This window comes from Frankia nepalensis (genome assembly GCF_016786325.1).
GTDB lineage: Bacteria > Actinomycetota > Actinomycetes > Frankiales > Frankiaceae > Pseudofrankia > Pseudofrankia nepalensis.
The window spans coordinates 28832-44009 of record NZ_JADWYU010000149.1; the positions used below are offsets into that span (position 1 = coordinate 28832).

Annotated in this window: 12 protein-coding genes; 3 read left to right on the forward strand and 9 right to left on the reverse strand. The window is 75.5% G+C overall.

The features are described 5' to 3' along the window. Positions 1-203: 203 nt before the first annotated feature. The 5 genes from I6A81_RS23355 to I6A81_RS23375 form a co-directional block, all read right to left on the reverse strand. On the reverse strand, positions 204-560 hold the full coding sequence (locus I6A81_RS23355) for a TadE family protein (RefSeq protein WP_203006822.1): 357 nt from the start codon (positions 558-560) through the stop codon (positions 204-206). A gap of 136 nt (positions 561-696) precedes the next feature. Next, on the reverse strand, positions 697-954 hold the full coding sequence (locus tag I6A81_RS23360; RefSeq protein WP_203006815.1) for a hypothetical protein: 258 nt from the start codon (positions 952-954) through the stop codon (positions 697-699). A 126-nt stretch (positions 955-1080) separates the two neighbouring features. Further along, on the reverse strand, positions 1081-2049 hold the full coding sequence (locus I6A81_RS23365) for a type II secretion system F family protein (RefSeq protein ID WP_203006816.1): 969 nt from the start codon (positions 2047-2049) through the stop codon (positions 1081-1083). A gap of 7 nt (positions 2050-2056) precedes the next feature. After that, complete coding sequence (locus tag I6A81_RS23370) at positions 2057-2917, reverse strand: type II secretion system F family protein (RefSeq protein WP_203006817.1); 861 nt, start codon at positions 2915-2917, stop codon at positions 2057-2059. 226 nt (positions 2918-3143) lie between these two features. Then, positions 3144-4382, reverse strand: a complete 1239-nt coding sequence (locus I6A81_RS23375; protein WP_407661353.1) for a CpaF family protein — start codon at positions 4380-4382, stop codon at positions 3144-3146. A gap of 923 nt (positions 4383-5305) precedes the next feature. On the opposite strand from I6A81_RS23375, the gene I6A81_RS23380 reads away from it, so the two are divergent. Further along, positions 5306-7186 carry a PAS domain-containing protein gene (locus tag I6A81_RS23380; RefSeq protein ID WP_307874858.1) on the forward strand — a complete coding sequence of 627 codons (1881 nt, stop codon included), beginning with the start codon at positions 5306-5308 and terminating at the stop codon, positions 7184-7186. 127 nt (positions 7187-7313) lie between these two features. Here the strand turns inward: I6A81_RS23380 and I6A81_RS23385 are convergent, their stop codons facing one another. After that, a complete protein-coding gene (locus I6A81_RS23385) occupies positions 7314-8846 on the reverse strand; it encodes a hypothetical protein (protein ID WP_203006818.1) in 1533 nt (510 codons plus the stop codon). 656 nt (positions 8847-9502) lie between these two features. Then, positions 9503-9985, reverse strand: coding sequence for a DUF6912 family protein (locus tag I6A81_RS23390; protein WP_203006819.1), 483 nt, complete (start codon positions 9983-9985; stop codon positions 9503-9505). A gap of 427 nt (positions 9986-10412) precedes the next feature. On the opposite strand from I6A81_RS23390, the gene I6A81_RS23395 reads away from it, so the two are divergent. Together I6A81_RS23395 and I6A81_RS23400 are read left to right on the forward strand one after the other, a co-directional pair. After that, positions 10413-10907, forward strand: a complete 495-nt coding sequence (locus I6A81_RS23395; RefSeq protein WP_203006820.1) for a transcriptional regulator — start codon at positions 10413-10415, stop codon at positions 10905-10907. Positions 10908-11265: 358 nt separating this feature from the next. After that, positions 11266-12492 carry a patatin-like phospholipase family protein gene (locus I6A81_RS23400; RefSeq protein ID WP_203010303.1) on the forward strand — a complete coding sequence of 409 codons (1227 nt, stop codon included), beginning with the start codon at positions 11266-11268 and terminating at the stop codon, positions 12490-12492. Between the two features lie 326 nt (positions 12493-12818). Here the strand turns inward: I6A81_RS23400 and I6A81_RS23405 are convergent, their stop codons facing one another. Next, positions 12819-14162, reverse strand: coding sequence for an AAA family ATPase (locus I6A81_RS23405; protein WP_203008262.1), 1344 nt, complete (start codon positions 14160-14162; stop codon positions 12819-12821). After that, positions 14159-14932 (reverse strand): SAF domain-containing protein, encoded by a 774-nt coding sequence (locus I6A81_RS23410; protein ID WP_203008260.1) that lies wholly within the window; start codon positions 14930-14932, stop codon positions 14159-14161. The genes I6A81_RS23405 and I6A81_RS23410 overlap by 4 nt, the downstream gene beginning before the upstream one ends. Between the last annotated feature and the right edge of the window lie 246 nt (positions 14933-15178).

Below are 15178 nucleotides of genomic sequence, written 5' to 3' on the forward strand. Positions count from 1 at the left end.
AGGGGTTCGCGCGCGGCCGGCCCGCCGGGCCGGGCCCCCCCGGGCGGGGGGCCCGCGCCCGGTCCGCGGACCCCCAGCCCGCGACCGCGCGCCACCCAGGCAGCGCCGGCTTCGGCGCCGGCCTGACACCTCCGGCTTTCGATCACCGTGTTCCGCGGAACCGACGGCGTCGGCTCTCGGCCGGGTGGCCAGGGGCGCGATCGTCACGGGGTCTCCTTCACCGCGTGTCCGGTGACGTGAACGGTGACGCCGCCGCCGAACGGCAGCAGGCTGAGCGGGACGCGCACCTCGCAGGTCACCTCGACGAGCGGAACGCCTCCCGGGCCGTCCACCTGCCCGCCGGCGCAGGTCGCGTCGGACCGGCCGGGGATGGTCTCGGCGATCAGCCGCTGCGCGTAGGGGCCGCCGTCGGCCGGCTCGACGCCGAGGTTCGCGCCGTGCCGGGCACCCTCGGCCGCGTTCGCGGCCAGTGTGTTGCGGACGTGCAGCACCAGGCCGACCTGGATGATCCCGAGGAACAGGAACAGCAGCAGCGTGCTGACCAGCACGAACTCGACGATCGCCGACCCCGCGTCCGGCCGGCGTACCTCGGCCGGACGCTGGTCGGGAACTCCGGCGGGACCGCTCCTCGCGGCGCGGCGCCGTCGCCGGCGGCGAGGGCTCGGGCGGTGGCTCTCCCGGCCACGCGCCAAGGTGTCAGCCCCCGTCACCGCCGCCACCGGCGCCGCTGACCTTGTTGATCGCGGTCGTGAACATGTTCTGCAACGCCGGGGTGGCGATCGTGGCTATCGCGACCACCAGGGCGGCGGTCATCACCGTCACCATCACCCAGCCCGGCACGTCGCCGCGGTCGCCGCCGCGCGTCCCTGAGCCGCGGCCGGTGGCGGCGGCCAGCCGCCGCCGCTCCCACCACGCGAAATACCCGGCGACCAGGGCCGCCGTCATCCGTGCCATGTCGTCCTCCCAGTCCTGCCCCTGTCCCCCTCGGCGTCGCGGTCGTCGATCCCTCTGGCGGCGACGCGCTCCCGCGCGCCGCCTGCCCGCCGCCACCGCGCACCGGTGGCGTCGGGACGTCTCTGGCTACTGGGCGAAGAACGTGAAGCTCACCAGCGCCGGGTAGAAAGCGAAGATCACCGTCGTCGGCAGTACCAGGAAGACGACGGGGACCATCATGGCGATCTCCTTGCGCCCACCGGCCTCCAACAGCTGGCGCCGGCCCGCCTCGCGGACGTCGACGGCCTGCGCGCGCAGCACGTCGGCGAGCGGGGTGCCGCGCTCGATCGCGACGGCCATCCCGTCGACGAACCGGGCGAGCGACGCGAGCGTCGTGCGGGTGGCGATCCCCTCGAGCGCCTGCACGAGGGTCGCGCCGGCTCGGGCGTCGGCGAGCGCGAGCCGCAGTTCGTGGCCGAGCTCGCCGTGGGTGAGCCTGGCTACCCGCTCGAGCGCGCCGACCGGCGACTCGCCGGCGGTGACCGCGAGCGCGAGCAGCTCGGCGACGGTCGGGAACTCCATCAGCATCCGGTCCTCGCGCTCCCGGATGGCCCGGGTCAGGCGCCACTCGCGGGCGACGACGCCCCCGGCGACCCCGGCGACGATCAGCGCGACGCCGACGGCCGGCGGCGGCCCGAGCCCGGTGACCGCCCGGAGCACGAGCACGAGCGCCCCGAGCAGGCCCCCGGCCGCGGCCCAGATCACCTGCCCGGCGCGGAACTCCTCGACCGACGTGCGCCCCCCGGCCTGGGTCAGCCGGCGGGTGAGCCCGGCCCGCCCGCCGAGGAAGCGGTCGAGCCGGCGGGCGGCGTCGTCGAGGAACGGCCGGGCGAGCGCCTCCACGGCGGCCAGCGGCGTTGGCGCCCGGCCCGCGCCGCGGTGCTGGCGCCGTTCGCGCTCGTCGAGCAGCCGGGACGGCGACGGGGTGTCGCGCAGGTAGGGGTCGACCCGGTCGGCGTACCGGATCCGGCGGGCCCGCGGCGAGCGCACGGCGATGGTGACCAGTCCGACGCCCAGCAGCAGGCCCAACAGCGCCCCGGCGGCGGCGAGACTCATCGGTCGATCATGGTCGAAGCACCCGTCCTTCCTCCGGCAGCCGGCCGATGCGCTTCATCAGCAGGTAGGCGAACACCGAGACCGTGCCCCCGCCGACGAGCACCGCGACGCCCGTCGGGCTGTCGTAGGCGGAGACGTTCTGGCCGCGGGTGGCGAGCAGCAGCAGCACCACCCAGGGCGCGGCGAGCGCGAGCCGGGCGGCGTTGACGGTCCAGCCCTGCCGGGTCTCCAGTTCCGCGCGGGTGCGGGCGTCCTCGCGCAGGAAGGTCGACAGGGTGCGCAGCAGCCGGCCGAGGTCGGTGCCGCCGACCTCCCTGGCCAGCCGTAGGGACTCGATGATCCGGTCGGCGACCGGATCGGCGAGTTCGTCGGCGAGCCTGTCCAGGCAGGCGCTGAACGAGCCGGTAGCCCGGTATTCCTCGCCGAACCGGGTGAAGGCCCCACGCAGCGGCGCCGGGCCGCGCTGGCCGACGGCGGCGAGCCCTTCCGGCAGCGACATGCCTGCTCGCACCGCGCTCGCCAGGTTGTCGACGACGTCCGGCCACATCGCCCGTAGGTCGTGCATCCGGGAGCGGCGGCGGCGCGCGACCATGGCGCGCGGCACGAACGCGGCGAACACGAAGAACGCGACGCCGAGCGAGAACGTGGCCGTGAAGACGAACACGACGAGGCCGACGACCAGACCGACGGCGACGCTCACCGCGACGAACTGGCCGGGGCTGAGACCCCGGACGCCCGCCTGCGCGAGCAGCTCCGCCGTGGACCGGCGCCAGCGGGCCTGGACCCCCTCACCCGCGCGCGGGGAGCGGCGCGGGCCGACGATGAGGAAGAGTCCGAGCCCGAACAGCAGACCGACAAAGATTCCCATCAGCCCTCCGGGTGGGGGTCCGTGGCCGCGACGGCGGCGGGCGGCGTCTCCGCGTCGCTTCGTCGCCCGCACGCTCCGGCCCCGCGCTCGTACCTCGCGAGGGACCTCCGCGCGCGTGCTCCTTCGCTCAGCGTCTCTGCATCGCTTCGTCGCCCGCGCGCTCCGGCCCCGCGCTCGTACCTCGCGAGGGACCTCCGCGCGCGTGCTCCTTCGCTCAGGTGGCGGGTCACCGGTCGACCGCGATCTCTGGCCAGGAGCGGTCCGGCGGGGCGAGCAGCGCGGCGAGGTCGTAGCCGACGCGGGCGAAGCGTTCGGGGTGCGGCGGGTAGCCCTCGGCCCGCACCAGCGTGTCGCCGAGCGACCGGAAGATCTGCGCGACCTCGATGACGTCGCCCTCGGCCCGCCCGGGCAGCGCGACGATCTCGGTGACCCGCCGCCGACCGTGGCCATCCTTGATCAGGTGAACGACGAGGTCGACGCTGGCCGCGACCGTGGGGACCACGAAGTTGTGGCTGACGTTCTCGCCGGCCAGCAGCGGCAGCGTGCACAGCTTGGTGACCGCCTCGCGCGCCGAGTTCGCGTGCAGGCTGCACATCCCGGGCAGGCCCGAGTTCAGCGCGATCAGCAGGTCCAGTGCCTCCTCCTGGCGGACCTCGCCGACCAGCAGCCGGTCGGGGCGCATCCGCAGCGCTTCCTTGATCAGGCGGCGTAGCCGGATCTCGCCGGTGCCCTCCAGGTTGGCCTGCCGCGTCTGCATCGCCACCCAGTCGGGCGTGCGCAGCCGCAGCTCGAAGACCTCCTCGCAGCTGATCACCCGCTCGCGGGCCGGGATCGCCGAGCCGAGGCAGTTGAGCATCGTCGTCTTCCCGGCCTGGGTTCCGCCGGCGACGATGACGTTCAGCCCGGCGACGACGGCGGCCTCCAGGAAGGCCGCGGCCGCCAGCGGCAGCGTGCCCATGGCGACCAGCTCGTCGAGGCTGGCGGCCGACAGCACGAACTTGCGGATGTTGACCGACCAGTGCAGGCGAGTCACGTCCGGGATGACGACGTGTAGCCGGGAGCCGTCCGGCAGCATCGCGTCGACGAACGGGGTGGACAGGTCCACCCGCCGCCCGGAGCTCTTCAGCATGCGTTCGACGAGGTCCTGCACCTGGTCGGCGGTGAGGATCGTGGTGGTGAGCTCGCTGCGGCCGTGGCGGGCGACGAACACCCGGCCCGGCTCGTTGATCCAGATCTCCTCGACGGTGGGGTCGTCGAGGTGGCGCTGCAGCGGGCCGAAACCGGCGACGGCGTCGTAGACGATGCGGCCGACGAGCTCCCGGTCGCCGACGGGCGGCAGGTCGCTGGTGAGCGCCCGGTCCTCGTAGTCGGCGAGCACGTCGTCGACGAGGCGGCGCACCAGGGCCGGCTCCCGCACCGGATCGAGCGAGCGCCGCCGGACCAGCTCCCGGACCTCCGTCTCCACCAGGGAGGCCGCGTCCGGCCAGCCGCCGCTCCCGGGCACGGCGGGCCCGCCGAGGCCCAGGCCACCGCCGTGCGGGCCTCCCCCGACCCCGCCCCCGAAGGAGCCGCCACGTACCGCCGCCACGAGAGTCCGCCGCTCCTCGTCCAGGCGCACCTCTCACCCCCCGGCGACGCCGGCCGACCCACCGGCGACCGCGCGACTGGGCCCGCGCGGCGCGGTCGTCGGGGACACGGGCACGGCGCCGCCGCGCGCGGCGGCCCTGGCCTGGTCGCCCGTCGACCCGGCGACGCCGAGCGAAGGTGCCCAATCGCTACGAAGGGTAAAAACGACGCCACATTCTGGCAACCTCCGAAGAAGAGGATGCACCGAACAACGTACGCACAACCCCCAGGGAGATCGTCACGGGGTAGCGCCAGGCCTGGTTGATCCGTGACCGGATCACTACCCGGCACACCACTTTGATGACGGTTTGCGATAACTACCGGCCCCGTGGTCGACCCGGCGGCCACCCTCAGGCGGGCCTTCCTGCCGGGGCCGAAGTGCCCGGGCACGGCGGTTCCGGACGTCGGGTCACAAGCCGGTCACAGCCGCGCGACTCCGGGCCGAACCGGGACCGCCAGGCGGCCCCGGCCGGTCCGCGAAAGGGGCCAACGGGGACAGGTCGGCGCGCGCCGTGGCGGTCCGGCCGCACACGGAGCGCCACGCGCACGCACCTCACCGGCCAACCACCCGGCGCGCGCTAACCTGCCAACACTTAGCAACCTTCTGCGTTCGGTTAGTCACGAACCGGTTCGGCGACGGATCTTCCCCCACGTCCTCGCCCTGTCCCGGCCGCCGTGGCGTGCCTCCCGGGGGTCCCGAGTGTCCAGTCCTTCGTGTGTCCGCGCGCTTGTTCGCGCCCTCTCGTCCGCGGAGGTGTCCGCGTGAGCGCGCCGCCAGGCGGCCAGGCCGGCGACGGCGACCGTGCCGGTGGCAACCGGGACGAGCGGTCCGCGCGGGGCGTCGTCGGTGAGGGGAACGAGACGCCGCGCGCCGTGACCGGTGCCGACGCGGGCGACGGGGACGACCCGGTCACCCGAGCCCCGGAGGCCACCGTCTCCGGCCTTCCAGACGGTCCGGACGGCGAGGCGGTCGCCGCCGGATGGGCGATGTTCCGCCGGATGGCGATGAGCTGCCCGGTGCCCGTGTTCGCGACGGACGCGGTCGGACGGCACGTCTTCGTCAACCCGCGGTGGAGCGAGCTGACGGGGGTGGAGCCGGACGACGCCCTCGGCTGGGGCTGGGAACAGGCCATCCATCCCCACGACCTGCTGACCGTCACCAGCCAGTGGGGGCGCGCGGCCTCCGGCGGTGACGGGGTGTGGGTCCGGCTGCGGCTGCTGCGCGCGGACGGCCTGCACCGGGCCGCGATCCTGCAGGCCGTGCTCACGGGCGACGGGCGCGGCGGCCCGCGCTTCATCGGCACGCTGACCCCACTGCCCCCGCTGCCGGCCTGGCCGTCCGCCCCCGAGACCACGAGCCGTGACGGGTCGAACGGGTTCGCGGGCCTGGACGGTCGCGCGCGCGGCGAGCGCGAGCGGCCCGATGGCGGGCCTTCCCTGAGGCTGCCCCGGCCGCGCACCGGGCAGGAGCCGCTGGCCGCGCCCGGCGCCGAAGCCAGCCCGACCGCCGGTGCCGGCCCGACCGCCGGTGCCGGCCCGGCCGCCGGTGCCGGGCACGGCGCGGACCGCCGGCGCGCGGACGCTCTCGGGTGGCGCCGGCCGGACGAGCTGAACCCGGACGAGCTGAACACCGCCCGGCTGACGGCGGGCGGGCCGGGGCAGGAACGCGCCTACCGGGACCATCCCGCGTGGGACGGCACCGACCTCCCGGCGAATCGCCCAGCGGACCTCTCGGACCGCCCGCCTCCCAGACCGGCTTCCGGACCCGCCCGACCCGCTTCGCCACCTGGGCGGGAGCCCCGGATCCGGCAGGAGGCCTGGCGCCGGTCCGGCGGGAATCCCGGCGACCCCTGGTTTCGCCGGTCTGGCTGGGATCCCGGCCGCCGCGCGGCCGCGCCCGACGGCGGCGACAGCTGGCCGGGGGTCGCCGAGACCCGGACGCCGTCGGCTCTGGGGGGCGAGTGGCGCGCCGCGCTCGCGTTGCATGGCCGCCCCACCGGCGAGCACCACCACCGCCACGACGCCCGGGCCCGCCTGCCCGAGGACAGCGGGTGGCTCGACCACGGCCCGGGCACGGGCGGCGGCGCTGGCCGCGGCTACGGGGGCGGCCCACGGGACGGCCACCCCGGCGGGCACGGGGCGGGCGACGGCGGCCACGGCCGGCCCGACCAGATGCCGCCCGGGGAGTGCGGCTGCCTCTACGGCGAGCTGACCCGAGCGGAGGCGGCGTGTCGCGACCGGGAACGGTGGCTCACCAGCCTGCTCGCCGAGCTGCCCGCGGCGGTGCTGTTCGCCGATGCCGGCGGCCAGATCGTCGGAGTGAACCAGGCGTACTGCGACCTGTTCGATCTCGCGGACGCGCCCGTCGACCTCGTCGGCACCGACTGCCGGCTGTTGCTACGCCCTCGTATCGGGCTGGTCGAGGACCCGGCGGGCTTCGCCGACCGACTTGACAGCCTGCTGCGCCGGCGGCGCACCCTGCGCCGCGAGACGGTGATGTTCTCCGACGGCAGGGTCTTCGAACGCAGCCATCTGCCTCTGGTCGGTCCCGACGGCTACCGTGGCCATTTCTGGCTCTACGTGGACGTCACCGATCGACGCATCCTCGACGCCGAGATCGAGGGCCTGATCTCGGAGCTGTGAGGGCCAGGAGCTGTGCGGGCCAGGAACTCCGTGGACCAGGAAGCTACGTCGGTCAGGACCCACGTCGGTCAGGACCCACGTCGGTCAGGGCCCACGTGGGTCAGGGCCCACGTGGGTCCAGCGAGTTCTAGAGGCCGCCGTGGTAGCGCTCCTGGAGCTCCCGCGCCTGGCCCACCCAGTCGTCGGAGACGATCCGGCTGCCGAAGCCGTCGAGCCGCGCCGAGAGGCGCTCGACGTCGGTGTCGCCCATCGCCGCCAGCTGGCGAAACGACGTGACGCCCAGCGTGCGCAGCCGCGTCTCGATCACGGGGCCGATGCCGACGATCTCCCTGAGGTTGTCGGTCGAGGCGACCGGCTCGGCGAGGCCGCCCCAGGCCGGCGCCTCCAGCGTGGGGTCACCCGCCGGGCCCGGGGATCCTGGCAGGTCGCCGATCTCCCGGATCGGCTCCCCCAGTCCGGCGGGGACCGCGTCGTCGATCGGGCAGGCCGGGGCCGGGTCGGCCGGCGAGGAGTCGGCCTGGTCGCCGGCCCCTGGCTCGGGCTGGTCGGCGCGGGCGTCCCGCTCGATCGCGTCGGCGTCCAGGATCTCCTGGACGACCGTGTCCAGGGTGGCGGTGTCGACCGTGTCCAGGGTGGCGGTGTCGACCGCGCTGGCCGGGTGGCGCGCCGCGCCCGCGCCGACGAGAGCCGCGTCCGAGGATGGTCCCTGGCCCCCGGTCGAGGAGCCGCCGGCCGGGGTCATGACTCCGACCGCGAGCCTCATCGGCTCGACGGGTCGATCCGGACTGACGGAGGGCGCCAGCGAATCCTCGCGCGCCATCGGGCTGCCGGCCGCCCCGGCGGCCATGTCCTGGCCGTGCATGCCCTGGGCGCCGACGAGCGCGGCCGGATCGGCCAACTCGTCGACGGTCAGATCCGCGTACCCGGCGGGTGACTCGGGCTCGCCCGCGGTCCACGCGGCGGCGATCGCCTCGGCCTCGGCGATCCGGACCAGCAGGTCCGCGCGTTCGGCCGTCCATTCGGCCTGGCGGTGTTCCATGCGCTCGGTGACCGCGGCGACCTGATGGGCGGCCTCCTCGGCCTCGGTGCGCATGATCGCGAGCCGGGCGGAGAACCGGGCCGCCCGCGTCTCGGCCTCGGCCAGCGCCGTACGCAGCTGGCGGGTCTCCCGCTCGTCCGACGCCACGCCCCGCAGCTCGGCCTCGATCTGAGTGATCCGCGCCTGCGCGGCACCGACCTGCTCGATCGCCTCCGTCGTCTGCCGTTCGGCGGCGGCGAGCCGGCGCTCGGAGTCGCCGGCCTGTCGTTCGGCCGCGGCGAGCCGGGTCACCAGCTCGGCGTTCTCCACCAGGTCGCGTTCCTCCCGCCGGCGCAGCCAGTCGGTCAGCGCGCCCAGCCGGTCCTCGTCGAGCCGCGCCAGCCCGACGGCGCCCGACGGCGCCTCGGCCGCCTCCTGAACGCCGTCCGCGCCGTCCTTTGGGGAGAGGGCCTCCCCTGAGGAGCCGACGACCAGGTCGGCGCGGGGCGGGCTCGCCCCGCCCGCGGCCACCGTCGCGCGCCCGCGACGCATCGGACCGATCAGCAGGACCCAGGCGAGCACGGCGCCGAGCACCAGCGCTACCAGCACGAACGCCAGGATCTGCCCGGCGAGGTAAAGCACGGGAAACCAGCCTCCCTCCCGCGCCGGGATCCAGGCGCGGGCGGTCGAACGTGGACAGCGATCAGTGGAGTCATGGGCGCACCAGACACCTCACGGCACCGGACACCTCACCTCGCGCCTCGCCTCGCCCATCGCCACGGCGCGTTCGAGCGGGCGCGATGTGAACGACGGGCATGGCCGGCGTGCCTGATCGGTTGGGTGACGTGGTGGTCGGGTGGTGATTTCGAGACGGGGACGAGCTCCCGCCGTCACGCCCACGCCGCCCGCGAGACCGCCAGGCGTGGCCGTGTTGTCCGACTAGACGCTCGTCTGGGGCGGAACAATAGCGCACCGCGTCGGGCACAGCGGACAGCGACTCGCCGAGCGACACAGAGCGGACATCGCCACCCCTACCTCCACCAGCCACCCGGTCGGCGGCGTGACGAGGCCCGACGCCCGGCCCAGGCGCCCACCGGGCGCCCGAGCAGCGCCACCGCCCACCGATTCGGCCAACAACAGGCAAACGAATGCCTGGAGTTCCGAACCCAGCCGGTCGCGCCGGGCATTCGACTACCGATATCGCCTCAGCCAGGACCCAGGGGATGCCGACCGGCGACCAACACCGCCCGTGCTCGGCCATCCCGAGCCGGCCGCGCGGCGGCGGCCCAGAGGGCGGCCTAAAACAGGTCGGCGAGTTCCTGGGTGGCATACCAGAGGAGCTCGTGGCCCTCGGCGCCGTCGACGACGAACGCGGCGTCCTCGCCGCCGAGGTCGGCCTCGAGGATCGCGGCGGCGGCCGCGGCGACCGCGGGCTCGGCCTCCGGGTCGTCGACGTGCACCGCGCGGACCTTCGCCAGCGGGATGGTGCCCGTGACCTCGACGACGCCCCGGTCGAGGTCGTCCCGGACGCGGACGGTGCCGTCGTCGACGTCGGCGACGAACACCACCCGGCGCCGGGGAGCCAGCGCGTCGGCGTCGAGCAGGCGCAGGCAGGCGCGGGCCGCGGCGAGCAGCGCGGCGTACTCCATTTCCTCGAGGTCCGACTGGGCGTACCACTCGCGCACCGCGGGGGTGACCGCGAAGGCGAGACCAGCGGGAACGGCGCGGTCGGCGAGCGCCGTCCGCGCGGCCGTCAGCGTCGACGGCAGATAGACACGCACATCGTCAGTCTGCACCCGGCCCGCGCCGCGTTGTCGACGCCGCCCGGTAACGGGCGACGGGGCGGCCTGGACGAGGCAGGGGTGATAGCTCCGCGTAGTGGTCGCGGTTACGCGGAGCGATTCGTGGGCATCGACACCGGGAGTAACGGTGGTGGTTCCCGCCACCGACGCGAGTGCTGGTCGCTAAAAGGGGGGTGAGCCTCATGACAAACAGTAGTCGATGGCGCCCCATTTGTGCCGTTTCGCCCGATATCAGCCGCGCGATCGGTACCTAGCGTGTTTCGATCTAGGTAGCATGATGAACGGACTCCTTCGGTGGCGTTAACCCGCGTTACGGGCGATGATCCCAAAACGAGTCATCGCGGCGCTGGGTTATCGCGACACTACGGAGGGTCCATATGCTCGTTCGAGGCTGGGGGTGAGTCGGGTGAGCCGGGAGTACGCGAAGGCGGTGGGAGCTCGCCTACGGGCGATCCGGATTCAGCAGGGACTTTCGCTACAGGGCGTTGAGCAGAAGTCGCGTGGTCGCTGGAAGACCGCCGCGGTCGGCTCGTACGAGCGCGGCGACCGGATGATCAGCGTGCATCAGCTCTCCGAGCTGGCTGGCTTCTACGGGGTCCCGGTCTCGGCGCTGCTGCCGAACGAGGACCAGTTGCCCCCGCGGGAACGCCGGCCGAGGACCGTGCTGAACCTGGAGAAGCTCGCCCAGGCCCCGCCGGACACGTCGGCCCTGGTTCGCCGGTGGGTCGCGCAGATCCAGCGGCAACGCGACGACTATGCCGGTCACGTGCTGTCGATCCGCGACGGTGACCTGCGCGCGCTCGCCCTGCTGCACGACACCACGCCGCAGGAGTTCGCCGACCGGCTGCGCGCTTGGGGCGTGCTCGAGACCAGCCTGCCCGAGCCGGAGGAGCCCGAGTAGGCCGAGCCCACACACAGGATCTGGTTCCAGGTCCTGGGACGTGACGCTCGCTCGACGAGCGAGCCTACGAGCGGTCAACGCGGACCGTGGACCGAACCCTCGGTGCCCCCTGGCGGCCAAGGCCGGTGGGGACACGTGTGAACGGCCCACGCGGGCGCGGCGCCGCTCTCCCCGGAAGGCGCTTCGCGCGGTCCGGGGTCCGGCGTCGTGACGCGCGGGGCCGGCCGTCACCGGCCGGCCCGCGGCGCACCGGCGCCACGCGACCGACAGCGGAAGGGACAGGTCTCCTCCCGCGGGGGTGCCCGGGCGGCCAGCCGGCCGCGAGGGCGCCGGGTCGCCGCGCTGGGAGGTGGTGGCGATGCCACGCAAGCGAGCGCCGCGCCGAGGGCTGGTCCTCGGCGCCGGCGGGGTACTCGGCTCAGCCTGGATGATCGGCGCGTTGCGCGCCTATCAGGCCCAGACCGGCGTGGACGCCCGGTCCTTCGACCTGATCGTCGGCACGTCGGCCGGCTCGGTCGTCGCGGCGCTGTTGAGCCTCGGTATCGACGTTGACGCGATGGCTGACTCCGAACGTGGGCTGTACGCGCCGGGTGCGCCGGTGCTCGACTACCGCGACCTTGGCGCGTCGCTGCCTCCGCCGCCCCGGATGCGGATGGGCTCCCCCCGTCTGCTGACCGCCGGTGTCCTGCACCCCCGCCGCATGACACCGATGGTGGCGCTCGCCGCGCTGCTCCCCCAGGGCCGCGGCACGATCACGGCCGTAGGCGACCTCGTCACCAAGGCGGCCGAGCACCAGGCCTCGGGCGTGACCGGGGCGCGCCCGCCGCGCTGGCCGGCTCCGCTGCGGGTGGTCGCGATGGACTTCGACACCGGCAGCCGGGTGCTCTTCGGCGCTGACGGCGCGCCGCGGATCGACATCGCGCAGGCGGTGATGGCCTCCTGCGCCATCCCCGGCTGGTACGCCCCGATCAGCCTCGACGGCCACCGGTACGTCGACGGCGGCACCCGCTCGCCGACGTCGCTGGACCTGTGCCTGGACGCCGGGCTGGACGAGATCCTGGTGCTCGCCCCAGCCTGCGCCTTCGACCGCGACCAGCCGCGCCGGCCGGTCGCCCTCGTCGAACGCCAGCTGCGCCGCGCCGCCACCCGCCGGCTGGCCCGGGAGATCGCCCTCGCGGAGGCCGCCGGAGCCCGGGTGCGCACCCTGTGCCCCTGTCCCGAGGACCTCACGGTGATGGGCGGCAACGTCATGGACGTCACCCGACGAGCCGAGGTGTTCGAGACCTCGCTGCGCACCTCGGCCGCCGCCCTCGCCGAACTGGCCGGCGTCCTGCCCAGCTCCCTCGGAGGGCCGACCAGGCCAACCAGACCGACGAGGCCGACCAGGCCGGCGGCGGCGCGGACGCCGGCGCCAGCCCTGCCCGAGCGGGCCGGCCGGACCGGCGCCCGCCGACCGGCCGGCGCCCCGCTCCGGGCCGCGCGGGTGTTGCCGGCCGCGGCGGCCACCTCGGTGAGCCCCGCCGATCCGGCGACCCGGCCCGGCCGCCAGCCGGCGACGCGCGAGGAGCCCGGCCTCGCCGGCTAGGGCGGTCGCCGCAACGGGCGCGGGGCGCCCCGCGGCGCGCCGCCCGCCCGGGGGGGGGGCGCCCCCCCCCCCCCGGGGGCCCCCCGGCCGGGGGGGGGGGCGCCGCCGGCCGGGCCGGGTTGGGGGGGGCGCCCCACGGGGGGGGGCGCCCCCGGCGGCGCTCCGCCTGCCGGGGCGCTGAGCGCCCCGACTCCACTGGTACCGAGCAAGACCCGTAGCACGGGGGCCAGCCCCATCCCAGGCGGGGATCGTGGTCGCGATTCGACAAAGGTCCCGAAGCACCCGGCGGGCACGGCCTAGGCCGGCCGGGGAGGCGCTCTGGGAGCTCAGCGGGCCGGTAGGCGGCGGCGCTGTCGCTGGCGCTGCCCGCGGGGGGCGCGGCCGGCGAGCCGGGTGGCGAGCTCGCGGATCGCCGCCCTGGCGGGCGAGGCCGGGGCGATGTCGCGCAGCAGCTGGCCGGCCGCCTGGGCGGCGTCGAACGCCGCCAGGTCGTAGGGCACCAGCGCGACGGGCTCGGTGTCCGTGTGCCGGTTGAGGGCGCGGGTGATCTCGCGGCGGGGGTCGCCGCCGGCGACGGAGGCGCGCAGCCGGTTGACGACGACCAGCGGCTCGACGCCGGGAACCAGGTCACGCAGGTCGGACAGGCCGCGCACGAACCGGACGAGTCCCACCGGCTCGGCCGAGCTGACCGCGATCACCGTGTCCGCCGCGGCGAGCACGGCGTGGGTGGCGCCGTTGCGCCGCGGCGCCGAGGTGTCGAAGGCCAGCTCCTCGTCGGCCTCCAGGCAGAACCCGCAGTCGACGATCACGAACCGGGCGAGCCGGCGTGACAGCTCGAGGACGTTCTCCAGCGCGGACGGCCGCAGCTCTGGCCAGCGCGACGGCCGGGCGATGCCGGGCAGCACGCGCAGCCCGCCGCCGAGGTCGCGGCAGAGCACCGCGAGCCGGGGCACGTCGAGCATGCCCTGGTTGGCCGCGCGGGCCGCGGCAGCCAGCCCCGGCGCCTCCTCCAGCAGGCCGACCAGCTGGCCGATGGAGCCGCCATAGGAGTCCGCGTCGACGAGCAACGTGGACGCCCCGAGGTCGGCGAGCTCGGCGGCGAGGCTCAGCGCGATCGTGGTCCGCCCCGGGGCACCGGTCGGGCCCCACACCGCGATCACTCGCCCCTCGGCGACCGGGGCGGGCTCCCGCTCGTCGTCCGGCCTGCCGGCCCGGTCGAGAACGGGGGGCCGGGCGGTGCCATAGCCGGCGACCGGCTCGCTGAACCCGTGCCTGATCGACACCGGTCCGACCGCGGCCCGGTTCGACAGTGCTCTGGCCGCCTCGACGACCGCGCCGGCCACCTCCTCGACGGTCGCGTCGGCGGTGATCACCGCGACGATCCCCAGCTGGCGCAGCCGCCGCTCGCCCGCCTCGTCACCCGGCGCGACCAGCCCGACGACGGCGACGTTCGCCATGGTGAGCCGGGCCAGCGCCTCCCGGTCGAACCTGCGCAGGTCCGCCGACAGCAGCGCGGCCCGGGCCGCGCCGGTGGTCGCGGCGGCGAGCAGGTCGGGCAGGTCGACGCAGCGGCGGACCACGGTGACGCCGAGGTCGTGGCGGTCGAACGCCGAGACCAGCCCGGCCTCGACGACCGAGTCGGTGACCGCGGTCAGGATCGGCAGGCTCACTTGCCGTACCCCGGCGCGACGGTCGGGCCGGTCCCGCCCACCTGGCCGCCGCCGTCGGGTTCCAGCTTCACCACGTCCACCCGTTCGCTCTGCGAGGCGGCGACCGCGCGGATGGCCGCGTCCACCGGCACCCGCAACGCCAGCGACCGGTCGCCGCTGGCGAGCCGCTGCTCACCGAGGAACTCGACGTCGTGCAGCACGAGCACCTCGGCGCCAGCCCCGCCGGCGGCCGGGGTGCCCACGCCGGCGCCGCCGTCCGTCCCGGTGGTGTCGTCGCCGGCCGGCGCCCCGGCCGGCTGGTAGACGTAGACGTCGACGCGGTCACCGGGGACCAGCGCGGGGATCCGGCCGGCCTTGACGACCACCGGGACGATCCTGGTCGGCGGGGTGGCGGGACCGGCGAAGTCGGTACCGCTGATGAGCTCTCCGGCGCCGACCGGCCTGGCCAGCGTGCCGCCGACGATCTCCGCGCGCCGGCCTCCCGGGTAGTAGCGCCGCGCTGTCTGGTCGTCGAGCCTGGCGTGGACGGTGGCCAGGTCGTCCGCGGTGATCACATGGCCCGCGGGCAGGTCCGTCCTGGCGGCCACCCAGGACGCGGTCTGGTCGGCCGTCGCGAACAGCCGGGCGCCGACGACCACCGAGACCAGGACCAGCAGCACGCCGAACAGCAGCCGGGTGTCCCGCCAGCCGCGGCGGCCGAGCCGGCGGGCCGGCGGCGACGGCGGGACGGTCGGGTCCGGCCGTGCGAGCGCGGGCGCCAGGTCGGTCACCGGTGATCTCCTCATCGTGCTCGACGTGCTCGGCCACCCGCGGGCCGGCGGCCCAGGGGCGGCGGTGGCGGATTCCAGTGACGGCACTTCCGCCCCCAACGCGGGGCCGCGCCGGCGGGGCGACGGCAAGGCGGGGGGGGGCCGCCCCGCGGGTGTAGACGGGGGGGGGGCGGCGGGTACCGCCGCCGTCCGGCGACCCGGCCGCGCCGGCCCGGGCCATGATCTTCGACAGCGTCTACGACATCT